At 66.6% G+C, this 20971-nt stretch carries 21 protein-coding genes; 10 read left to right on the forward strand and 11 right to left on the reverse strand.

What is annotated here, in order from left to right; genetic code table 11:
• Positions 1-224 precede the first annotated feature (224 nt).
• Together IEX41_RS17265 and IEX41_RS17270 are read right to left on the reverse strand one after the other, a co-directional pair.
• On the reverse strand, positions 225-422 hold the full coding sequence (locus tag IEX41_RS17265) for a hypothetical protein (protein ID WP_188791569.1): 198 nt from the start codon (positions 420-422) through the stop codon (positions 225-227).
• Positions 423-525: 103 nt separating this feature from the next.
• Positions 526-708: a hypothetical protein gene (locus IEX41_RS17270; protein WP_188791570.1), complete on the reverse strand. Its 183-nt coding sequence runs from the start codon at positions 706-708 to the stop codon at positions 526-528.
• A 356-nt stretch (positions 709-1064) separates the two neighbouring features.
• Between IEX41_RS17270 and IEX41_RS17275 the strand changes: the two genes are divergently transcribed.
• Positions 1065-1904, forward strand: a complete 840-nt coding sequence (locus tag IEX41_RS17275; protein ID WP_188791571.1) for a lytic transglycosylase domain-containing protein — start codon at positions 1065-1067, stop codon at positions 1902-1904.
• Here the strand turns inward: IEX41_RS17275 and IEX41_RS17280 are convergent.
• From IEX41_RS17280 to mutY, 8 genes are all read right to left on the reverse strand, one after another.
• Positions 1897-3318 carry an FAD-binding oxidoreductase gene (locus IEX41_RS17280; protein ID WP_188791572.1) on the reverse strand — a complete coding sequence of 474 codons (1422 nt, stop codon included), beginning with the start codon at positions 3316-3318 and terminating at the stop codon, positions 1897-1899. The genes IEX41_RS17275 and IEX41_RS17280 overlap by 8 nt on opposite strands.
• Before the next feature lie 118 nt (positions 3319-3436).
• A complete protein-coding gene (locus tag IEX41_RS17285) occupies positions 3437-4216 on the reverse strand; it encodes an MBL fold metallo-hydrolase (protein WP_188791696.1) in 780 nt (259 codons plus the stop codon).
• Between the two features lie 325 nt (positions 4217-4541).
• Positions 4542-5126 (reverse strand): GNAT family N-acetyltransferase, encoded by a 585-nt coding sequence (locus tag IEX41_RS17290; protein ID WP_188791697.1) that lies wholly within the window; start codon positions 5124-5126, stop codon positions 4542-4544.
• Positions 5126-6388: a M16 family metallopeptidase gene (locus tag IEX41_RS17295; protein ID WP_188791573.1), complete on the reverse strand. Its 1263-nt coding sequence runs from the start codon at positions 6386-6388 to the stop codon at positions 5126-5128. Before IEX41_RS17295 ends, IEX41_RS17290 begins: the two co-directional genes overlap by 1 nt.
• Positions 6385-7773, reverse strand: coding sequence for a threonine synthase (gene thrC, locus IEX41_RS17300; protein WP_188791574.1), 1389 nt, complete (start codon positions 7771-7773; stop codon positions 6385-6387). Before thrC ends, IEX41_RS17295 begins: the two co-directional genes overlap by 4 nt.
• On the reverse strand, positions 7774-8448 hold the full coding sequence (locus IEX41_RS17305; protein ID WP_188791575.1) for an SURF1 family protein: 675 nt from the start codon (positions 8446-8448) through the stop codon (positions 7774-7776).
• A gap of 323 nt (positions 8449-8771) precedes the next feature.
• Complete coding sequence (locus tag IEX41_RS17310) at positions 8772-9914, reverse strand: alkane 1-monooxygenase (RefSeq protein WP_188791576.1); 1143 nt, start codon at positions 9912-9914, stop codon at positions 8772-8774.
• 258 nt (positions 9915-10172) lie between these two features.
• Positions 10173-11270, reverse strand: a complete 1098-nt coding sequence (mutY, locus tag IEX41_RS17315) for an A/G-specific adenine glycosylase (RefSeq protein ID WP_188791577.1) — start codon at positions 11268-11270, stop codon at positions 10173-10175.
• Positions 11271-11357: 87 nt separating this feature from the next.
• Here mutY and IEX41_RS17320 point away from each other — a divergent pair, with 87 nt between their 5' ends.
• The 8 genes from IEX41_RS17320 to IEX41_RS21585 all read left to right on the forward strand — a co-directional run bounded on the left by IEX41_RS17320 (position 11358) and on the right by IEX41_RS21585 (position 19348).
• The gene (locus tag IEX41_RS17320; RefSeq protein ID WP_188791578.1) at positions 11358-11867 is read left to right on the forward strand and encodes a DUF721 domain-containing protein; all 510 of its coding nucleotides are present in this window, start codon (positions 11358-11360) and stop codon (positions 11865-11867) included.
• 49 nt (positions 11868-11916) lie between these two features.
• Positions 11917-12594 carry a DsbA family protein gene (locus tag IEX41_RS17325; protein WP_188791579.1) on the forward strand — a complete coding sequence of 226 codons (678 nt, stop codon included), beginning with the start codon at positions 11917-11919 and terminating at the stop codon, positions 12592-12594.
• Between the two features lie 416 nt (positions 12595-13010).
• Entirely contained in the window at positions 13011-13403 is a 393-nt protein-coding gene (locus IEX41_RS17330; RefSeq protein WP_188791580.1) for a cytidine deaminase, read from the forward strand.
• A complete protein-coding gene (locus IEX41_RS17335; RefSeq protein ID WP_188791581.1) occupies positions 13403-14692 on the forward strand; it encodes a thymidine phosphorylase in 1290 nt (429 codons plus the stop codon). The genes IEX41_RS17330 and IEX41_RS17335 overlap by 1 nt, the downstream gene beginning before the upstream one ends.
• Complete coding sequence (locus IEX41_RS17340) at positions 14689-15891, forward strand: phosphopentomutase (protein WP_188791582.1); 1203 nt, start codon at positions 14689-14691, stop codon at positions 15889-15891. The genes IEX41_RS17335 and IEX41_RS17340 overlap by 4 nt, the downstream gene beginning before the upstream one ends.
• Positions 15870-16901 carry an adenosine deaminase gene (locus IEX41_RS17345; protein WP_188791583.1) on the forward strand — a complete coding sequence of 344 codons (1032 nt, stop codon included), beginning with the start codon at positions 15870-15872 and terminating at the stop codon, positions 16899-16901. Before IEX41_RS17340 ends, IEX41_RS17345 begins: the two co-directional genes overlap by 22 nt.
• 70 nt (positions 16902-16971) lie before the next feature.
• Positions 16972-17604 carry a uracil phosphoribosyltransferase gene (upp, locus tag IEX41_RS17350; RefSeq protein WP_188791584.1) on the forward strand — a complete coding sequence of 211 codons (633 nt, stop codon included), beginning with the start codon at positions 16972-16974 and terminating at the stop codon, positions 17602-17604.
• A gap of 67 nt (positions 17605-17671) precedes the next feature.
• Positions 17672-19348, forward strand: coding sequence for an SPOR domain-containing protein (locus IEX41_RS21585; protein ID WP_229673337.1), 1677 nt, complete (start codon positions 17672-17674; stop codon positions 19346-19348).
• Positions 19349-19422: 74 nt separating this feature from the next.
• Here the strand turns inward: IEX41_RS21585 and IEX41_RS17360 are convergent, their stop codons facing one another.
• Positions 19423-20448 carry a hypothetical protein gene (locus IEX41_RS17360; RefSeq protein ID WP_188791585.1) on the reverse strand — a complete coding sequence of 342 codons (1026 nt, stop codon included), beginning with the start codon at positions 20446-20448 and terminating at the stop codon, positions 19423-19425.
• 275 nt (positions 20449-20723) lie between these two features.
• Here IEX41_RS17360 and IEX41_RS21940 point away from each other — a divergent pair, with 275 nt between their 5' ends.
• Complete coding sequence (locus IEX41_RS21940; protein ID WP_373285658.1) at positions 20724-20918, forward strand: (2Fe-2S)-binding protein; 195 nt, start codon at positions 20724-20726, stop codon at positions 20916-20918.
• Positions 20919-20971 lie beyond the last annotated feature (53 nt).

Consider the following 20971-nt stretch of genomic DNA (forward strand, 5'->3'; position numbering starts at 1 on the left):
GCGTCAGGTTCCGAGGCGCTTTGTGGCGATGTAACGACGCCGCCCGTTCAAGGAGCGTGGGTTTTCTGCCGGATTGTGACAGGGCATCGTTGGAGCGAGGGGATTTGATGTTCTGTCGCAGCCGGGCTTTCACGCATGACCCGGCAGACAGCTGGAGGCTCAGCCTTCAGGGGCCCCGTGTTACGGGCGAGCCATTCTGCTGAAGCGATGATCTGAATGTCGCTTCAGTCGGCGTGTCCGTTCAGCTCCTCGCCGTAGGCGGCGATGGCGGCGCCAGTAGAGCTTTCGACTTCGGCTGCGCTTTCCCGTAGTTCTGCCAGACCGATTACCGAAAAGCTGACGATCGCGGCGGTCAGCAGCAGCCAGTCCAAGGTGACGGCGCCCGTCTCATCGAGGACGAAATTTATCAAAACTCGACGCATCAGATCACCATTCTCACACAAGTAAGAACACCAGGCCGCAAAAAACGGCCTGATGAAGCAAATCAGATATCAGGCGGGCAAAAGCCGAACTTCCCGAAAAGCCTTAGTCGGGCATCGCGCCAGTCGTGATGCCGGTGGAGATGTCGGCAATCATGTCGCTGGCCGCAGTATCGATGGTCGACAGGGCGCCGATTGCCATGGCCACAACTGCTGCGGTCAGCACGACCCAGTCAACGGTCACTGCGCCGTCTTCTTCGTTGCGGAAATTCTTGATGAAGTTAAGCATGTCTCTCTCCGTAGGATGATGTGGTCTTCAGTTGCTCACGTCACCGCTGCAGTTCGTTGTGGGCCTCTCTCATTGCCCCGTTCCGCTGCGGTATAGGCAGTTATAGCCTTTGGATTCGGGCATCATTTTGACGGAACTCGTGCGTTTTTCGTGACACATCGATTTTTGAGAATTACCGACCTAACTCATTGTCTCTGATCTGTAATTTTCTGTCTTTCCCGCAAGAGCACGCTGGTTTGCCCCGCAAGCCGGGCCAAAATGGCACGCAAGTCGGCCAATTGTGACGGCTTGGTATGCATGTCGACGCTTTCATGCGAGGATCGCATCAACGACAATGACCACAGGCAGGTCGAGCAATGTTCCGTCTTCTCGGATGTGCGGCCCTTGCGGCTGCTCTTTGCACTGTTCCCGTCAGCGCGGAACAGCCTTCATCCTTCCCTGAGTTCAGTGCCAAGCGTGTGACGCCCCCGAAGCCGGGGACGAAACGGCGCATCACGGTGCAGATTGATCCCGAGGAACAGATGGCCGCCATGGCGCCGCCGCCCGCCGCGCCGTCCGCGCCCGCGGCTGCGGCGCCCTCCGGACGGGCCGAGGGAATCGGATCCTACCCGTGGTTCTGGGAGGCGATCTCGCCCTCCTTAGATCTGAGTGGTCCGGGGCGGCTGGAACCGGCGCTGATCAAGCTTCAGACCCAACCACAGGGGCGCGGTGTTTCGGCGCCGCGGCTGCAGGATCTGCAGGCCATGGCGGCCGCGCACGGGGTGGAGCTGCTGAAAGCCACCGTGGGCACCCGCGTGTCGCCGGCATTGGCCCTTGCGGTGATGTCGGTGGAATCGGCTGGCCGTGCCGATGCGCTGAGCGGCGCCGGGGCGCAGGGGCTGATGCAGCTTATGCCCGCCACCGCCGCGCGCTTCGGCGTGACCAATGCCTTCGACCCGGCGGACAACATCGCCGGCGGGGTGCGATTCCTCGATTTCCTGATGGAGACTTTCGACGGTGATCCCATCATGGTGCTTGCCGGCTACAACGCGGGCGAAAACTCGATCCCCAAGCACAAGGGCGTGCCGCCCTATTCCGAAACGCGCGACTACGTGCCCAAGGTGCTGGCCGCCTTCAGCGTGGCGCGAGGCCTGTGCCTGACGCCGCCCGAACTGGTCTCGGACGGCTGCGTCTTCCGGGTGTCGGGGATCAACTGACCGAGCGCAGCACCGCGCCGGGGTTGAAGATGCCCTTGGGGTCCAGCGCCGCCTTGATCGCGCGCATGGCGGCAAGCTTGGCGGGATCGCCGTAGCGTTCCAGATCATCCACCTTGAGCCGTCCAACGCCGTGTTCGGCGCTGACCGATCCGTTCAGCTCGGCCACGAGGTCGTGCACCGTGCGCTTGATGGCCTCGCGCTGATCGTAGTGGTCCTCACGCCGGCCGCCCTTGGGGGGGAAGACATTGTAATGCAGGTTGCCGTCGCCGAGATGGCCAAAGCAGTTGATCCGGTAGGGCCCGATCGCCGCAAGCAGGGGGGCGCCGCGGTCGATGAACTCGGGCACGAGGCCCAGCGGCACCGAGATGTCATGCGACGAGATTGCCTCGATTACGCGGTTGGCCTCGGGGATGCGTTCGCGGATCGCCCAGAAATCCTGCCGCTGCTGTTCCGACTGGGCCACCAGCCCATCCTCGACGATACCCCTGTCGAAGGCCTCCATGAAGAGCGTCTGCAGCGCCTCGGCGGGGTCAAGACCCTTGGCGAGGCCCAGCTCGATCAGCACGCACCACTCGGGCGGTGTGTCGAAGGGCTGGCGCTGATCGGGGATGGCTTCGGTCAGGAAATCGAGGCCGGTGCGCGAGATCAGCTCAAAGGCGCTGATGCCCTCGCCAATCTGTTCGCGGGCCAGGGCCAGCAGGTCGAGCGCTGCGGAGGGGCCGGGCACGGTGAAGAAGGCGGTGCCGGTGCCGGCGGGCACCGGGGACAGCTTCAGCGCGGCGGCGGTGATGAGACCGAGGCTGCCTTCAGCGCCGATCAGCAGATGACGCAGGTCGTAGCCGGTGTTGTCCTTGCGCAGGCGTTTCAGTCCCCTGAGGATGGAGCCGTCGGGCAGTACCGCCTCGATGCCCAGCACCTGGTCGCGGGCATTGCCGTAGCGCAGCACGTTGAGCCCGCCGGCGTTGGTCGACAGCAGCCCGCCGATGCGGGCGGTGCCCTCAGAGGCCAGTGAGAGGGGGAACAGCCGGCCATGCTCCAGCGCCGCGGCCTGCACCTCGGCAAGGATGGCGCCGGCCTCGGCCACAAGCACGTTCTCGCGTGGGAAGACCTCGCGCACGGCGTTCATGCGCTCGAGCGAGACCAGCAGGGGCGGCGGACCGTCCTCGGTGATCTGTCCGCCCACGAGGCCGGTGCCGCCGGCGTAGGGCAGGATGGCCACCGAGGCGTCGTTGCAGGCGCGCACGATGATCGCGGCTTCGTCCGTGCTGCGGGGCAGGGCCACCCAGAGTGCGCTGCCCTGCCAGCGGCCGCGCGGTTCCTCGAGATAGCGCGGCTCGGCCCGGCGGAGCGTGTCCTCGGGGAGGTGCTGTGCAAGGGTGCCTGCGAAGGCGTCATCGGCGGGGTTGAGTGGCATGCGCGGTCTCCTGTTGCGGGGCGGAGACTGATGCGAAACGGCGGGATTGCCAAGGGAGGCGGCGCGAGACGGCTGCGTCAGGCGCAAATTCCTTGGAAGGAATTTGGCGTCGGGCGGGTCAGTCGGTGAGCCACTCGGGCTGAAGCACCATGACCGTGGGGCGCGAGGGCAGGTCGCGCAGGCTGACCGTCAGCTCCGGCCCGTCGAGGCGCTGCACTGCGAAGGGGTCCGACACATCGGCGAGGAAGCGTTCCAGCGAATGACCCGAAAACCAGTGCATGGGCAGGATGATCGAACTGCGCAGCCGCTCCACCACCCGCACCATCGCATCGAGCGCCATGGTGTAGCCGCCGTCCACCGGCACCATAAGCACGTCGAGCCGCCCCAGCGCGGCATATTGCCGATCATTGGGTTCATGGTGCAGGTGGCCGAGATGCCCGATGCAGAGCCCTTCGACTTCGAAGACGAAGATGGAATTGCCGTGATCCTCGCTGCCGCCGTAGGCAGAGCGGATGTCGGTGGAGATGTTGCGGATCAGCATTTCTCCGAGATCGAGGTGATGTTCGATCCCCATGCCGAACTCGCCCCAGCCTTCGAGCACATTTGGAATCGCGGGGTCGGGATTGGCGGTCCAGTGGGTGCCATGAGCGTGGTTCATGGTGACGATGTCGGGGACCATCGTCGTGGGACCAATGTAGCCGTTGTAGTCAGTGATGGCCGAAAGCCCGCCCGGCGTCTGGATCATGTAGCTGGCGTGGCCGATGTAGTGCAGGCGCACGGAGTATTGCGGCACCGGCTGCGTCCAGGCGGCCTTGTGCAGGTACGTGATCCCGGGGGCTGCGTCGGCGATGGCGATGCAGTGGGACGGGCGGCGAGCCTCCTGCGCGGCGGCGGGCATGAAGGACGACGGGAGGGTGAAGCTGGCTGCGGCGAGAAGCGTGGCGATGCGATACGGCATGGGCGGTCTCCGGCTGGAACACGGTGAACAGTGTTCACGCGAATCGCCGGATGGCCTTCTGACATTTTCGTAAGTGGTGCCGGTTCGGAGCTTTTGCGGGCCGGAGGCGGGCCGCTTGCCGCAATGCTGCGCAGCGGTGGTCAGGGCACGCGGTTTCTCCGGCGCCATTAGGGTGGAGGGGGCGTGCCGTGCGTATTGGGAAAAAGAAGAAGGGCCGGGTTGCAAGGAACGGTTGGGCAATGCGCCCCGTGGATCAGCCGGTGGATCAGCCCACGTCGGTGCGGCCTCGGCGGTCTCCGCGCAGGCTGGCATAGAGCACATGGGTGCGCCAGCGGCCGTTGATCTGCAGGTAGCTTTGCGCGACGCCCTCGAACTTGAAGCCCGAGCGTTCGAGCAGGCCACGGGAGGCGGCGTTTTCCGGCAGGCAGGCGGCCTCAATTCGGCTGAGGTCCAGGCGCTCGAATGCGTGAAAGACTAGCGCCTCGATGCTTTCGCGCATGTAGCCCTGGCGGGCATAAGGTTGGCCTGTCCAGTAGCCGAGCACGCCCGACTGGGCCGGTCCTCGGCGCACGTTGTCGAGGGTGATGGCGCCCACCAGCCGTTCGTCCTCGCGGCGGAAGATGAACAATGGCACCGCGGTGCCCGCGGCGATGGAGCGGGCGGCCCAATAGACACGGTTGGTGAAGGCGCGGCGGCTGAGGTGATCGGCGGCCCAGGACGGCTCCCACGGGGTCAGGTAGTCGCGGCTTTCCACCCGCAGGGCCGACCAGCCGACGAAGTCGCCGTGGGCTGGCGGGCGCAGCATCAGCCGCTCCGTGTCGAGCCTGAACCTGCGCCGCCGCCCCAGCATCATGCTGCGCGTCTTGCCTGCAGGCTGGCCAGGTCCGGCGCGCCAGAGACCGGCCCGTAGAGCGCCAGTGCCGCCGGGGCTCGCAGCACCGCCTGTTCGGCAAAGACCCGCACGTCGCCCGTGGTAACGTTGTCAATCTTGGCCACGGTATCCTCGATCGGGGGAACGTTGCCCCAGATCTGCACCATGCGGGCCATGCGCTCGGCCCGGCTGGAGGACCCTTCAAGACCCATGAGCAGCCCGGCCTTCATCTGGGCACGGGCGCGGGCGACCTCTTCGGGGGACATGTCGTCAGCGGCGCGCTTCATCTCGTCGATGGTGATGCCCGCGAGGCTCGCCAGCTCATCACCGCTGGTGCCAGCGTAGATGGTGGTAAGGCCGGTGTCCGAGTAGGCCCCGCTCTGCGCGAAGATCGTGTAGCACAGGCCGCGCTTTTCCCGGATCTCCTGAAACAGCCGCGAGGACATGCCACCGCCAAGAGCGATGGAATAGATCTGCGCGGTGTAAAAATCGGGATCCTGATAGCCCGGGCCTTCGAAGGCGAGCGCGAAATGCGCCTGTTCAAGCTTCTTTTCCCGGCGCATTTCGCCCCCGGTGAAATGTGCCGTCGTGGGGGCGGCGGCCTTGCGCGAGGCCATGCCGCCGAACAGCGCCTCGGCCTGTTCCACCAGCGCCGCGTGATCGACGGCGCCCGCGGCGGAGACGATCAGCTGCTCGGGGCCGTATTGCTCCTTCACGAAGGTCTCGAGATCCTCGCGCCCGAAGCCGCGCACGTTGGCGGCCTCGCCGAGGATGGTGCGGCCCAGCGGCTGGTCGGAATAGGCCCGTTCCTGCAGCCAGTCGAAGATCACGTCGTCGGGTGTGTCGAGCGCCTGGCCGATCTCGGACAGGATGACGCCGCGCTCCACCTCGATCTCGCGGGTGTCGAAGACCGGGTTGAGCAGGATGTCCGCGATCACGTCCAGCGCCAGCCGCGTGTCGTTTTCCAACACGCGGGCGTAGTAGGCGGTCACCTCGCGCGAGGTGTAGGCGTTGATGTAGCCGCCCACGTCCTCGATCGCCTCGGCGATCTGCAGGGCTGTGCGGGTTTTCGTGCCCTTGAACGCCATGTGCTCGAGGAAATGGGCGATGCCGTTCTGTTCGATGCGCTCGTTGCGCCCGCCTGCGGTCACCCAGACGCCGATGGACGCCGATTGCAGGCCGTCCATGCGCTCGGAGACGATGCGCAGGCCGTTCTTGAGGGTGGTGAGTTCAACTGTCACTTGGCGATACGCTCCCGGATCAGTGTTTCGAGGGCCCCGAGGTCGTTGGGCACGCGGGTCATCCGCTCGGGCCGGTCGAAGAGGTCGGCCATGCGGGCGGGAAGGGGCGGGCGGATGCCGCTGGCCTTTTCCACCGCGTCGGGGAATTTCGCGGGGTGGGCGGTGGCAAGCGTGATCATCGGCACCTCGGTGCTGCGGTGATCCTCGGCCACCTTCACGCCCACGGCGGAGTGGGGGCAGAGCAGCTCGCCCATGGTGGCCTTGGCCTGCCGGATGGTGGCGAGGGTCTCGTCTTCGGAGACGCGGCCGCTTTCGAAATGCTCGCGCAGGGCCTGAAGCGCGCCCTGGCTGACATTGAAGCCGCCCGCCTTCAGCTCGTCCATGAGCTGGCCCACGGCGTTGCCGTCGCGGCCATAGGCGTCGAACAGTGCCCGCTCGAAGTTGGAGCTGACCTGGATGTCCATGGAAGGCGAGATCGACGGGTGCACTTCCGAGGTCTTGTAGGCACCGGAGGACAGGCAACGGTGCAAAATGTCGTTCTGGTTGGTCGCCACCACCAGCCGGTCGATGGGCAAGCCCATTTTCTTGGCGATGTAGCCGGCGAAGATGTCGCCGAAGTTGCCGGTGGGCACGGTAAAGCTGACCTTGCGGTCCGGCGCGCCAAGCGAAACGGCGGACGAGAAGTAGTAGACCACCTGCGCCAGAACCCGCGCCCAGTTGATCGAGTTCACGCCCGCCAGCCGCACGTCGTCGCGGAAGGTGAAGTCGTTGAACATGTCCTTGAGCCGCGCCTGCGCGTCATCGAAATGTCCGTCGATCGCCAGTGCGTGGACATTGTCCTCGGTGGGCGTGGTCATCTGGCGGCGTTGTACTTCGGACACCCGGCCATGGGGGAAGAGGATGAACACATCCACCGCATCGAGGCCCTTGAACGCCTCGATCGCCGCCGATCCGGTGTCGCCGGAGGTGGCGCCGACGATGGTCACCCGCTCGCCGCGCCGGGTCAGCGCTTCTTCGAAGAGCTGCCCGATCAGCTGCATGGCGAAGTCCTTGAACGCCAGCGTCGGCCCGTGGAACAGCTCCAGCAGGAAGTGGTTCGGCGCCAGCTGCACCAGTGGCGCGCGGGCGGCGTGGCCGAAGCCAGCGTAGGCCTTGGCGATGAGGTCACCGAACGTTTCGTCGGTGAAGGTATCGCCAACAAAGGGCCGCATGACACGGAAGGCAACTTCTTCGTAGCTGAGGCCGCGCAGGGCGCGGATCTCGGCCTCGGACATGGTCGGGACGGTCTCGGGGACATAGAGGCCGCCGTCACGGGCAAGGCCCGACAGCATGGCCTCTTCGAAGCTCAGCGCGGGCGCTTTGCCGCGGGTGGAGATGTAGCGCATTCAGGTCTCTCCGGTCTTGCGTTGCCGCACGATGTAGTAGGCGGTCATGACAAGCCAGGCCACGGCAAGCGAAAACCATGTGCCGGCATATTGAAGGTGATCGTTCGGGATGCCCGCGGTGTCCACGGGCAGGGGCTCAATCGTGGGATCGCCGGGGCTCACCTCTCGGGCGACCACCAGCAACGGCTCGGTGTCCAGCACCTCGGACATGGGGGCGATGTCGCGGGCGAACCAGATGTTGCCGTCGATATCGTTCTCAGGGGTGGACGAGGTGCGCTCGTCGGTCCAGTGCAGGTTGCCGGTGATCGTCGCGGGCCCGGTGTAGCGGTCCGCGTCCTTGAGCCGCGTCGGCGTGTATCCGCGGTCCAGCAGCACCACCCGGTCACCGCTGCGGAAGGGCGAGACGATGCGATAGCCCGCGCCCTCACTCCGCGTGCTCACCAGCACCCGCAGCACACCGGGCAGGATCTCGCCCTCGAGCGCCACCGGCTGATAGCGCTGCTCTTCGGGGGAGATCATCACCGGCAGTGGCTGGGGGGCGCCGTGGATGCGCGCCTCGATGTCGGCCAGCACACCCTCCTTCCAGTCCAGTCGCTGCAATTGCCAGACCCCGAGCCAGCACAGGATGCCGGCTCCGATCAGGCCAAACAGCAATGGGGCAAGGTAACGGCTCACGCGGACTCCGCAGGAAAACTCTGCGGCCCGCTTTATCGTGTAGGGCAGGGGAGGAGCAAGCCGCTTGTCCCGCGGCGCCTGTCCCGCTTCGCCCGGCACGGCCCGGGGCGTGCGGTCAGGTGTGGAACGGGCGCAGCCCGCAGTTTCTTCTCTTCGCAAATACGCCGGGGGGAATTGGCCGCAGGCCAAGGGGGGCAGCGCCCCCGTGCGCCTATCGGGCCCTTGGTCCGCTCCCATGCTGCGGTCGCTGGGCAAAGGCGAAACGCACGCCAGGCCGTGCGGTCCGCACCTGATGCCACCGCTGGGCCCGCCCTTGCCCTGCGTCAGCTCACGCTGCGTGGCAGGGGGGTCTCTGCGCGGTTGTATGGGCCCCAGTCCTTGATATCGGGATACCATGTGCGGCGCCATTCCCGGACCTTGGGGTTCATGATCCGCCGCCAGAGCGGCGGCACCATGGCCACCATGGTCATTACCGGGTAGCCGTAGGGTAGTTGCGGGGCCTCGGTCTCGTGGTAGGTCTGCAGAAGTGGGAAGCGGCGGTCAGGCTTGTAGTGGTGGTCTGAATGCCGCTGGAGGTTGATGAGCAGCCAGTTGGTGGCCGTGTGGGCCGCGTTCCACGAATGGTGCGGGCGCACGTGTTCGTACTTCCCGTCCCCGAGATAGCGGCGCGTCAGTGCGTAATGTTCGACGTAATTGGTCAGCTCCAGCTGCCAGATCGCCACCCCGGCCTGAACGGCGAAGAACACCAGCCCCGACCATCCGGCCACGATCACCGACAGCAGAAGCATCGCCAGTTGCAGGGCTGCGTATTTCCAGAACGGGTTGCGCCGGTGATACCACGGCAGGCCACGGCGTTTCAGCAGCGCCGCCTCGGCGCGGAAGGCGGACCGGGGGCAATCGCGTAGCACCCTCGGGTAGTAGCGGTGAAAGCCCTCGTTGTAGCGCGCCGTCACGGGATCGCGCGGAGTGCCCACGTAGTGGTGATGCACCAGCAGGTGCTCGGAGCGGAAATGCGAATAGAGGACCATGGCCAGAAGCCAGTCCCCGAGGTTGCGTTCGAGCCGGTTGCGCTGGTGCAGAAGCTCGTGGCTGTAGACGATGCCGACCGAGCCGGTCATCACCCCGGTGCCGAACATCACGCCGAAGGTCTCCCAACCGTTCAGGTGGTCCGACTGACCCAGATACCAAATCACGCCGAACAGCGTCACGAACTGCACCGGCGCCCATAGCACCACGCCGAGGCGATACCAGACAAGATGCCGATTCTCGGTCTGCGGGTCCGCGTTCTGCGTGTTGAGGCCGAGCGCGGCATCGAGAGCAGAGAACATGTACCATGTGGCCAGGGGCGGCAGCAGCACCCAAAGCCCGCCCAGTACTGCCCCCAGCACCACCAGCGGCGGCAGGATGTAGGTCAGCCAGAAGGGCAATGCGGCGGTCACGCGCGCCACCTTGTCGGACGGGATCATCTGTCGCCTCTTTCGTTGCACCGGTCCGGAGGGTGCCCCCCGCCCCTGCAGGGCAGGAACGGAGGGCATTAGCCCGGTCCGCGTGGGATACGCCAGGACCTGGCTGGGCGGAAGGCTAGCCTTCTTGCGCCCGTACTGTCACGCGGCTTGTGGACGCATGGTTGGCGCCGCATCAGTGACAGGCCATCGGCAAACCGACGGCGACGTCGCGACCGGACACGGAGGGCGCTGGTGCGGCCGCTGCGGGGCGTGCCGAAATCAGCCGCCCCGCGCCAGACTGAAGGCCTTGCGCATCACCGTGGGCAGGTCTTCGGGGTCGAACGTGTCGGCCTCGACGAAGGTGCCGCGCTCGGGCGGGCGGTCAAAGGGCACGAGGCAGGTCTTCACCGTCAGGCGCAGATGGAAATGGGTGAAGGTGTGGCGCGCCTCGCCAGGCACGGTCTTCCATTCGGCGCGGATCGGTGGCGCCTCCTGCGGATCGTCGCTCCACTCGCTGCCGGGCCAGCCGAGCATACCGCCCAGAAGCCCTTTCTCGGGCCGGGTTTCGAGCAGCCATGCCCCGTCGATGCGGCGGGCAAGGTAGGCTATGCCGTGGCGGGTGGGCTTGCGTTTTTTCGGGGTTTTCTTCGGCAATTCAGCCATGGTGCCCGCATCCCATGCGGCGCAGGACCGGCGCCACGGACAAAGCCCGCAGACCGGGTTGCGGGGCGTGCAGACCGTCGCGCCAAGGTCCATCACCGCCTGCGCGTAATCGCCGGGGCGGGCCTGCGGGGTCAGGGACGCTGCCATTTCGGTAAGGATGGGCTTGGCCTCGGGCAGCGGTGTGTGCTCATCGTGCAGGCGGGCCATCACCCGCTCCACGTTGCCGTCCACCACCGTGGCGGGCAGATCGAAGGCGATGGCCGCCACGGCCCCTGCCGTGTAGGGGCCGATACCCGGTAGCGACAGCAGCCCCTCGTAGCTTTGCGGGAAGATCCCGCCATGATCCGATGCCACCGCGCGGGCGCATTTGAGCAGGTTCCGGGCGCGAGCGTAGTAGCCAAGTCCAGCCCAGGCGGCCATGACATCGGCATCCTCGGCGGCGGCCAGATCGCTGACCGTGGGCCAGCGGGTGGTAAACTTCTCGAAATAGGGTTTTACCGCCGGAACGGTGGTCTGCTGCAACATGATCTCGGACAGCCAGACGCGGTAGGGGTCGGGCTTGACCCCTGCCACGCGCGCAAGAGGCGGGATGCGCCAGGGGAGCGCACGGGCGTGGCGATCGTACCAATCGAGCAGATCGCTGGCCAGACCGACGCGGCCCGGCTGACCGGAGGCACCGGCGGGGTCACAGGATGTGTCACGGGCGTCTGACATTCTGTTGAACTTATCCTTCATCGGGTCGATACGGATTGGCGTCCGCTGGTGCGGCCACTAAGATAGGCTCAAGGGGAAGGATTCAAGATGCGCAAGCGCGGCAGTTCCACATACGGCTTTGCTCAGGCCTCGGGCCTGATGAAGGGCGACATCCGCCGCGCCAGCGAAAGCCGCGGCTTCGCGCAATCGCGCCTTTTGACCCACTGGGAAGAGATCGCGGGGCCCGACATCGCCGCCATCTCGCGCCCTGTCGAGGTGCGCTATGGCCGTGGCGGCCTTGGTGCGACGCTTACTTTGCTCACCACCGGGGCCAATGCGCCCGTGCTCGAGATGCAAAAGGCCGCGCTCAAGGACAAGGTCAACGCGATCTACGGCTATGCCGCGATCTCGGCCATTCGGGTGACCCAGACCGCCGCTACCGGCTTTGCTGACGGCAAGGTCGCCTTCGAGCATCGCCAGAAGCGCCATGCCCCCGCCGAACCCGCCCCTAAATTCCGTGCCGAGGCCCACACCGCCACCGAAGGAGTGGCGGACGACGGGCTGAGGGCCGCGCTGGAGCGGCTCGGGGCGAATGTCATATCTAAATCGCAACGTTGATCCGCGGGACCTGATGGGGCCGCGATATGCTTTGAACGAAGGAAGATCCATGAACCGTGTTCTGACCACCGCAGCGCTCGCGGCCCTTCTGGCCGCCGGTACCGGCACCCTCGTCACCCAGTCCGGCGCTGCCATGGCGCAAGACAGCACCGAGGCCGCCCCCGAGACCGCGACTGAGACCGCCCCCGAGACCGCAGAAGTCACCGACATGGTGCTGGGCCAGGCCGACGCGCCGGTGACCGTGGTCGAATACGGCTCGTTCACCTGCCCGCACTGCGCCGCGTTCGAAACCGAGGTCTTCCCGCAGATCAAGGAAGATTACATCGACACCGGCAAGGTGAAGTTCATCTTCCGCGAAGCCTATTTCAATAAGTATGACATGTGGGCGTCGCTGATGGCGCGCTGCGGCGGCGAGATGAAGTATTTCGGCATCGTCGACATGATCTATTCGACCCAGAACGAATGGGCCCGCCAATCCTCCGAAGCCGATGTCGCCGACGCCATCCGCAAGATTGGCCTGCAGGCCGGGATCGAAAAAGATGCGCTCGATGCCTGCATGCAGGACGGCGAGCAGCTGAAATCGCTGGTGGAATGGTATCAGGGCAACGTGGAGGCCGATGGCTTCAGTTCGACCCCGTCCTTCGTGGTCAACGGCGAACTGCACAGCAACATGCCCTACTCGGAATTCTCCGAACTGCTGGATGAGGAAGTCTCCGCCGCCGAGTGATCGGTGATGGGCAACTGACCCCATGCTTTCAAGATGCCAAGAACGCCGCCCTGTCCCGGGGCGGCGTTTTTGCGCCGGAGCGATGCCGTTTAGGGGTGAACCTGACGCGGCGGGCTTTGGCCGCTCAGGTCGGCGCATGTCTGCAAAAGACCGCTTGAGGGTGGGCTTTTGTCTTCGGCATGGTGTTAGGTGCGGGAAGAACGCCCTGTAGGGGGACTGCCATCGCGGCCTTCGGCCTCACCCCGGGATACTTCGCGGCAAATGGAAGTTCAGAGCGCGTCCGGCGTTACCAGCAATATTTCCAGTTGCTACGAATATCCTCTCAGGAGGCATCCTGCCCGGGCCATGGGCGGGCCTTGCATTCGCCGGGAGCGGGCTTCAAACATGCAGGGACCGAAGAGGCAGGAGATTGAGGCATGACACTCGAAGAGGCCGCCCGCGCGGTGCGCGAGAATGCGTATGTACCCTATTCCAACTTCAAGGTCGGGGCCGCAGTGCGCTCACGTTCTGGTGCCGTTCATGCCGGCTGCAACGTTGAGAATGCCGCCTATCCCGAGGGAACCTGCGCCGAGGCCGGTGCCATCGCTGCCATGGTCGCGGCGGGTGAGACTGAGATTTCCGAGGTCTATGTCGTTGCCGACAGCCCGCGCCCTGTGCCGCCCTGTGGGGGGTGCCGCCAGAAGATCTCGGAGTTTGCGCGGGGCGGGGTCACGGTGACCCTTGCCACGCTGACCGGAGAGACGCTTGTCACCACGGTGGCCGAGCTTTTGCCCGGCGCCTTCCGTCCGGACGACATGGACCGCGCCTGATGGCGGCCCGCGAGGTGATCGCGGCCCTGCGGCGCGGCGGGGAGCCGGGCACCGCGGCGTTGCGCGGCTTTGCCGCCGGGCTGGCGGACGGGTCGGTGAGCGATGCGCAGGCAGGGGCCTTTGCCATGGGGGTTTGCGTGCGGGGGCTCTCTGACGAGAACCGTGTTGCGCTGACGCTGGCAATGCGGGATTCGGGGCAGGTGATGTCTTGGGACCTCGGCGGGCCGGTGGTGGACAAGCACTCCACCGGCGGCGTGGGCGATTGCGTTTCGCTCGTCCTTGCCCCGGCGCTGGCGGCCTGCGGGGTCTTCGTGCCGATGATCTCGGGGCGCGGCCTTGGCCACACCGGCGGCACGCTCGACAAGCTCGATGCCATTCCGGGCTACAAAGTGGACCCCGAGGAGGCGCTGTTTCGCCGCGTGGTCGGCGAGGCGGGCTGCGCCATCGTCTCGGCCTCGGCGCAGATCGCGCCCGCGGACCGACGGCTCTACGCGGTGCGGGATGTGACATCTACGGTCGAAAGCCTCGATCTCATCACCTCGTCGATCCTCTCCAAGAAGCTGGCGGCGGGGCTTGATGGCCTCGTACTGGACGTGAAGCTTGGGTCGGGCGCCTTCATGAAGACGCTTGCGGACGCGCGCGCGCTGGCGCAGGCACTGGTGTCCACCGCCAACGCGGCAGGCTGTCCGACCACCGCGCTTATCACTGACATGGACCAGCCAATCGCCGACGCGCTTGGCAACGCCGTCGAAGTGGCGGCGGCGATGCGGGTGCTCACCGGCCTCGAGGAAGGGCCGCTCCATGCCATGGCGCTGGCGCTGGGCACACCGTTGCTCGAGCGGGCAGGGATCGCCGCACCCGAGGAGGCGTTGCGACAGGCGCTGGCCACCGGCGCAGCGGCCGAGCGGTTCGGGCGCATGGTGCAGGGCCTTGGCGGGCCGTCCGATTTCGTCGAGGCCTGGGCGGGCTACCTGCCCGAGGCCACGGTCATCCGCGAAGTGCCAAGCCCCGCCTCCGGCCATGTCACGAGCATCGACGGTGAGGCGCTCGGCCTTGCGGTGGTGCGCATGGGGGGCGGGCGCACGGTCGAGACCGACATGATCGACCCAGCCGTGGGCCTGTCGTCGGTGGTGCGCATCGGACAGCAGATCAGCGCCGGAGAGCCGCTCGCCCGCGTCCACGCCGCCCGCGAGGATCAGGCGGATGCCGCCGTGGCGGTGGTGCAGCGGGCAATCAGCCTTGGCGCGGCGGGCGCGCCGGGATCCCTCATCAAGGAGCGCATCGGGTGAGAGCCTTCCTCGTGGTCATGGATTCGGTGGGCATCGGCGGCGCGCCGGATGCGGCCGAGTATTTCAACGACGGCCTGCCGGACACCGGCGCCAATACGCTGCTGCATATCGCCGAAGCCTGCGCCGAGGGCCGCGCCGAGCAGGGCCGCAGCGGCCCCCTGCGCCTGCCGGTTCTGGACAGCCTCGGCCTCGGGCGGGCCTGCGCGCTGGCCGGGGGCACGCTTCCACCAGGGCTTGGGGCCGAGCCGACGGGCCTCTGGGGCGCGGCCACCGAGACCTCGCGCGGCAAGGACACGCCTTCTGGCCACTGGGAGCTGGCGGGGGTGCCGGTGCCGTGGGACTGGCATTATTTCCCGGACGAGCAGCCTGCCTTCCCGCGGGACCTGATGGCCGAGGTGGCTCGGCTGGCCGGCACCGAAGGCACGCTCGCCAATTGCCACGGGTCGGGCACCGTGATGCTCGACCAGTACGGGGCCGAGCACATCCGTACGGGCTGGCCGATCTGCTATACCTCTGCCGACAGCGTCTTTCAGATCGCCGCCCACGAAGAGCATTTCGGCCTCGATCGCCTTCTGGCGCTGTGCGAGGCGGTGGCGCCGCTGGTGCACGAGATGAAGGTGGGTCGGGTGATCGCGCGGCCGTTCGTGGGGGAGGGTCCCTTCACCCGGACGGGCAACCGGCACGACTATGCCATCCGCCCGCCGCAGCCGATCCTCACCAACTGGGTGCAAGAGGCGGGACACCCTGTGCACGCGGTGGGCAAGCTGGGCGATATCCTGTCGATGGAGGGCATCGACCACTTGCACAAAGGCGATGATGCCACGCTGATGGACCACCTTGGCCGCCTGGTGGACGAGGCTGAGGACGGATCGCTGATCTTTGCCAATTTCGTCGAGTTCGACAGCCTTTTCGGGCACCGCCGCGACGTCTCGGGCTATGCCCGGGCGCTGGAATGGTTCGATGAGGGGCTGGGGCACATCCTGCCGCGCTTGCAGGAAGGCGATATCCTTGTCATTACCGCCGATCACGGCAACGATCCCACCTGGCCCGGCACCGACCACACCCGCGAACGGGTGCCGGTGCTGGTCGCCGGGCGCGGGGCCGGGAGCATCGGTCAGATCGGCTTTGCCGACGTTGCCGCCAGCGTGGCGGCTCATCTGAAAGTGGAGTCAGACACATGCGGGAAGAGCTTCCTGTAATCGACGAGGAACGCCTCGAGGCGATCCGCGAATTGCCCAAGGTCGAGCTGCACCTGCACCACGAAGGGGCGGCGCCGCCTGCCTTCATCCGCGGGCTGGCGCAGGAAAAGAACATCCGTCTGGATGGTGTCTTCGACGAGCGTGGCCATTATGCCTATGACGATTTCCTCGGATTCCTGAAAGTCTATGAAGGCGCGACCTCGGTGCTGAAAAGCCCGCAGGATTACGCGCGCCTCACTACCGCCGTGCTGGAGGAATGCACCAAGAACGGTGTGATCTATGCCGAAAGCTTCATCAGCCCCGATTTTTGCGGTGGCGGCGATCTGGGCGCGTGGCGCGAATACCTTGCCGCGATCCGCGAGGCGGCGGACGAGGCGGAGCGTTCCATGGGCATCACCCTGCGCGGCATCGTCACCTGTGTGCGGCATTTCGGCCCCGACAAGGCCAAGCGCGCCGCGCTTTGCGCCGCCGAGACGGCGGGGGACTGGATCACCGGCTTCGGCATGGGCGGTGACGAGAACGCCGGCAAGCAGCGCGATTTTGCCTACAGTTTCGACATGGCGCGCGAGGCGGGGCTGCGGCTGACCACCCACGCGGGGGAATGGCGCGGCCCGTCCGAGGTGGTGGATGCGCTGACCGACCTGAAGGTCGAGCGCATCGGCCACGGGGTGCGCGCGATTGAGGATCTCGCGCTTGTGGACAAGCTTGTGGAAAACGGGATTGTCCTTGAAGTTTGCCCCGGTTCCAACGTGGCGCTCGGGGTGTGCCGCAATCTTGCGGCGCATCCGATTGAAAAGCTGCGCGCGCGGGGCGTGAAGGTCACGGTGTCCACCGATGATCCGCCGTTCTTCCACACCACGATGAAGGACGAGTACGAGGGCCTTGCCCGGACCTTCCGCTGGGACGAGGAGGTGTTCATGGACATCGCCCGCACCTCTGCGAACGCCGCGTTCTGCGACGTCGCCACCCGCGACAGACTGTTGAAGCGGCTTGAGACCACATCGGACTGAGCGGCAACGTTGCGGCGCGCCGCCTGCGCCATTACAGAGGACACCGGACAAAACAGGAGGCACCGGGGCCATGAAGCAGCATCTTACCGTCGTCGATCACCCTCTGGTGCAGCACAAGCTGAGCATCATGCGCAACAAGGAGACGTCGACCGCCTCCTTCCGGCAGCTCCTGCGCGAGATCTCGCACCTGCTGGCCTATGAAGTGACCTCGGACTTGCCGGTAACCAACGTTACCATCCAGACGCCTCTGTGCGAGATGGACGCGCCGATGATCGACGGCAAAAAGCTGGCGCTGATCTCGATCCTGCGGGCGGGCAACGGGCTGCTCGATGGCATTCTCGAGCTGATCCCCGCCGCGCGGGTCGGTTTCGTCGGGCTTTACCGCGACGAGGAAACGCTGCAGCCGGTGCAGTATTACTTCAAGGTGCCCAAGTCGCTCGAGGATCGCACGGTGATCGCTGTCGATCCGATGCTGGCGACGGGCAATTCCTCGGTTGCGGCCATCGATCTGCTCAAGCAGGCGGGGGCGACGGACATCCGCTTCCTGTGCCTTCTCGCCTCGCCCGAAGGGGTGGAGCGCATGAAGGAAGCGCACCCCGATGTGCCGGTCATCACCGCGTCTCTCGACAGCCACCTGAACGAGAAGGGCTACATCGTTCCGGGACTAGGGGATGCGGGCGACCGGATGTTTGGCACAAAATAGGCCGCCTGCCGCTTTACAGGGGCAAAGCGATGTTGCATGATTCCCCCAACTGCCTTTGGGGGCCTTCATGCGACTGAAAAGACTGGCGATCCTCGCTCTGACCACCGCCTGCGCAGGCTTTGGTGCCGTGCCGGCCATGGCGCAGGGCGTCACCACCATCGACACACCGTCCGAGCTTCCGCCGGCCAGCTTCACGGGCCGGCAATTTGCCGACAGTCGTGGCTGCGTCTTCGTGCGGGCCGGCGTGGACGAGGCCGTGGTCTGGGTGCCGCGAGTGACCCGCGACCGCGATCAGGTCTGCGGGTTCACGCCCACCTTTGCGGGTGGCAACCGCTCCGCTGACACGGCACGCGCTGCCGCGTCCGAAAGGGCCGAGGCGCAAGCCGCCGAGCGCGCGCAGGCGGCCGCCCGTGCCGAGGCCCAGGCCCGCGCTCAGGCTCAGGCTCAGGCTCAGGCTCAGGCTCAGTCACAGGCTCAGGCTCAGGCTCAGGCTCAGTCACAGGCACAGGCTCAGGCGCGCGCTCAGGCGGAAGCACGTGAGCAGGCTGAGGCACGGGCTCAGGCTGCCGCACGGGCCGCCGCGCAGGATCGGGCGCGAGCAGCGCAAGCCGCACAGCAGGCTGCCACCGCACAGGCCAACCGGACCCGCACCTCCACCACGCGCGTGCCGTCGTCGTCGCGCAACGCATCGCAGGCCCGTAGTGGTCGCCCCCTAGAGACAGTGGCCTCCAAGCCGGTGGTGCGCCGCAGCGCTCCGGCGGCGGCTCCGGCCCCGCGGCAAGTGGTGCGCGCTCCGGCTTCCAAGCCGCCCTCGGCCCCGCCACCCCGTACCGTGGTACGGCAGGTTCCGCCAACGCCCTCCGCCGGCGGCAACCGCGTGGTTCAGCTGCAACCCGGTCAGGGCTGCCCGCCGGGCTATACCGGCAACGCCGTGCGCGGCGGTCTCGCCGTGCGCTGCGGCGCGCAGGCCAACCCCTATGTGAGCGAGGTCCGGCGCGGCGAAGCACCGAGCGCTGGCAAGAACGTCTACTATAACCAGCGTGGCGGTGTCGGCAGCTGGGACGACAGCGCGCTCGAGCTGGACGATCCGGTGGCGCAGGTCAGCTCTGTTGCCGCATCCGGCGCGGTCCGGTCGGGCAATGAGCGCATCGTGCCTCAGCATGTCTGGGAGGCCCGGTCGGTCGAGCCGCCGGTGGTGCCCGCGGGCTACCGGCCCGCTTGGGAAGACGACCGGCTGAACGCCTACCGTGCCTGGCAGACCGTCGACGGCTATTACGCCACCCAGAAGCGCTGGACCAATACTGTGCCGCGGGTGAATTCGCTCGAGCGGCGCGAGCTGCGCGATCCGGTGCTGCTTTATCGGGCCGATGCGCGCCCGGTGCGGCCGGTCCGCGCCGCGCGCACCGGCTACAAGCCGGTGATTGCCAGCAGCGGTCATGGCGAGGCCCGCGCGCCGACCCGCTCATTGAGCTTCCGCGATCCCGCTGTCTCGACCCGGTCCACTGCCGAAGCCGAGGCAACGCCTGCACGCCGCTCCTACGTGGAGATTGGCGTCTTCACCACAAAGGCCAAGGCCGATGCCGCCGCTGCGCGGCTTGGCGGGGCCGGACTTCCAGTCAAATTTGGACCGGCAGCGGACGGCCTGCGCCGGGTTGTCGTAGGCCCCTATGCCAGTGCCGAGAGCCTGTCATCCGCGCTGCGCCGGGTGCGGGCCACTGGTTACACGCAGGCCTACCTTCGCTAAGCTGCGCGAAGGGTCGAGATAATTGCGAAGGGCTCCGCGACGGCGGGGCCTTTTTCGTTTGGGGAAGGGGGCTGTCAGCCGTCGCAGATGCCCTGCAGGCGAAGCCAGTCCGAATCCGGCAGCACCTGGGCGCTGCCTTCGGTGGCGCGCGGGTCTGCCTCGATCAGGCCGACGGTGCTCTCGCCCGTGGGATCGCGGGCATAGGCGTAGGGGCTGGAGCGCAGCTGCGCCGCAGAGAAGGCTTTGATCAGCGCATCCTGAGGCACGGGATCGGCGGCGCGGGTCAGCAGCGTCTCGGCATAGGTGTCGAGCGATCCCGCCGGCAGTCGCCCGGTGGTGAGCAGCCGCAGCGCGGACCACAGACCAGTGCTGTCGAGCAGATCGCCCAGCGGGTCAGACCGCCGGGCCCGCAGCGATTCCGCAAGGATATAGCCCGCCGCGACGTCGGGATCCTCGTGATCCTCGAGGACGCGGCGGTTCACGAGGATGATCCCGCCGGGCAGGTGGGCGGTGTCGCGCACGCCGTCCGGCACCACCCGCAGGTCGTCCATGCGGTTTTCGCCCAGCACGCGCAGGGCGAGACGACGCAGGGGCAGGCGGGCCTCATCGGTCATGCAGACCTGTCCGGTGACGCGGGTGAGGCGCTGCAGCAAGGCCTCGCCGATCTCGTCACGTTTGACCGTGGGTACCACGGCCCGGGTGTGCCCGAGCAGCGCGTTCGGCAGCCAGAACACAGAAATGCCCACCACTGCCGCCGCAATCGCTGAAATCATAAAGACCCGCAGCTTGCCCGGGCGGGGACGCTGCCGTTCGATGGCCCGCAACAGGCGGTCGATCGCCTCGGTCATGGTGACCTCGTCTTCGGGCAGCTCGAGGGTTTCGCCGGGATCGCCGTCGGGATGGTAGATCGCCGGGATCTGGCCGCGATTGGCACGGCGTACCGCCGCCAACGACCAGTGGGCGAGCGGCCGCCCCGAGAACTCGGAAATGGTCAGCGACGCATCCCCCAGCGACACGACGACCTCGCGCCGCTGTGCGTCGGGTTCGGGACGCCAAAGACCCGATGCTTCCAGTCGCTGATACTTCTTGAGTGCCGTCATCCGGGCTTGCTCTGCCTCTTTTGAAGGGACGATAGCGCGGCCAACCGCGAAGAACAATGCGGCCTGTTTCCCCAGCTGTCCGCAGATGTGTCATCAGGGCGTCTTCACGGCCCGGATGCCATGGCGCTCGAATGACCTGAGGCAGGGTCGACCCGCCGGGCAAGTCTTGGCGAGCACCGTCATGGCCAACGGCGCGGCGCGGCATAGGTGGTAAGGTTAGTCAGCACGTGGCGCTGCCACCGGGGGCCGCCGCCGGAAGCCAAGGGGAGGCCTTCATGCCAGTTCACATGTTCCAAAACCCCGGTCGCCGCATCCTCATGTCGCCCGCCGCCGAAGGTGGCGGCGGCAGTGTGCCGCGCACGGGCATCAGCCTCACAGTCAATGGAGAACGCCGGGATCTCACGGCGGACAACCGGGTCACGCTGCTTGATGCGCTGCGCGAGGAACTGGGCCTGACCGGGGCCAAGTAAGGCTGCGATCATGGTCAGTGCGGGGCCTGCACCTGTTCGGTCAATGGCAAGAG

Origin of the sequence: Salipiger pallidus, assembly GCF_014643635.1 — a bacterium.
Taxonomy (GTDB): domain Bacteria; phylum Pseudomonadota; class Alphaproteobacteria; order Rhodobacterales; family Rhodobacteraceae; genus Salipiger; species Salipiger pallidus.

Coding starts and splice junctions, on each gene's coding strand:
- IEX41_RS17330 (WP_188791580.1), top strand. CDS start 13,011: ATGACACTCGAAGAGGCCGCCCGCGCGGTGCGCGAGAATGCGTATGTA.
- IEX41_RS17325 (WP_188791579.1), top strand. CDS start 11,917: ATGAACCGTGTTCTGACCACCGCAGCGCTCGCGGCCCTTCTGGCCGCC.
- IEX41_RS17265 (WP_188791569.1), bottom strand. CDS start 422: ATGCGTCGAGTTTTGATAAATTTCGTCCTCGATGAGACGGGCGCCGTC.
- IEX41_RS17335 (WP_188791581.1), top strand. CDS start 13,403: ATGGCGGCCCGCGAGGTGATCGCGGCCCTGCGGCGCGGCGGGGAGCCG.
- IEX41_RS17320 (WP_188791578.1), top strand. CDS start 11,358: ATGCGCAAGCGCGGCAGTTCCACATACGGCTTTGCTCAGGCCTCGGGC.
- IEX41_RS21585 (WP_229673337.1), top strand. CDS start 17,672: ATGCGACTGAAAAGACTGGCGATCCTCGCTCTGACCACCGCCTGCGCA.
- IEX41_RS17360 (WP_188791585.1), bottom strand. CDS start 20,448: ATGACGGCACTCAAGAAGTATCAGCGACTGGAAGCATCGGGTCTTTGG.
- IEX41_RS17290 (WP_188791697.1), bottom strand. CDS start 5,126: ATGCTGGGGCGGCGGCGCAGGTTCAGGCTCGACACGGAGCGGCTGATG.
- thrC (WP_188791574.1), bottom strand. CDS start 7,773: ATGCGCTACATCTCCACCCGCGGCAAAGCGCCCGCGCTGAGCTTCGAA.
- mutY (WP_188791577.1), bottom strand. CDS start 11,270: ATGTCAGACGCCCGTGACACATCCTGTGACCCCGCCGGTGCCTCCGGT.
- IEX41_RS21940 (WP_373285658.1), top strand. CDS start 20,724: ATGCCAGTTCACATGTTCCAAAACCCCGGTCGCCGCATCCTCATGTCG.
- IEX41_RS17285 (WP_188791696.1), bottom strand. CDS start 4,216: ATGCCCGCCGCCGCGCAGGAGGCTCGCCGCCCGTCCCACTGCATCGCC.
- IEX41_RS17270 (WP_188791570.1), bottom strand. CDS start 708: ATGCTTAACTTCATCAAGAATTTCCGCAACGAAGAAGACGGCGCAGTG.
- IEX41_RS17345 (WP_188791583.1), top strand. CDS start 15,870: ATGCGGGAAGAGCTTCCTGTAATCGACGAGGAACGCCTCGAGGCGATC.
- IEX41_RS17310 (WP_188791576.1), bottom strand. CDS start 9,914: ATGATCCCGTCCGACAAGGTGGCGCGCGTGACCGCCGCATTGCCCTTC.
- upp (WP_188791584.1), top strand. CDS start 16,972: ATGAAGCAGCATCTTACCGTCGTCGATCACCCTCTGGTGCAGCACAAG.
- IEX41_RS17275 (WP_188791571.1), top strand. CDS start 1,065: ATGTTCCGTCTTCTCGGATGTGCGGCCCTTGCGGCTGCTCTTTGCACT.
- IEX41_RS17280 (WP_188791572.1), bottom strand. CDS start 3,318: ATGCCACTCAACCCCGCCGATGACGCCTTCGCAGGCACCCTTGCACAG.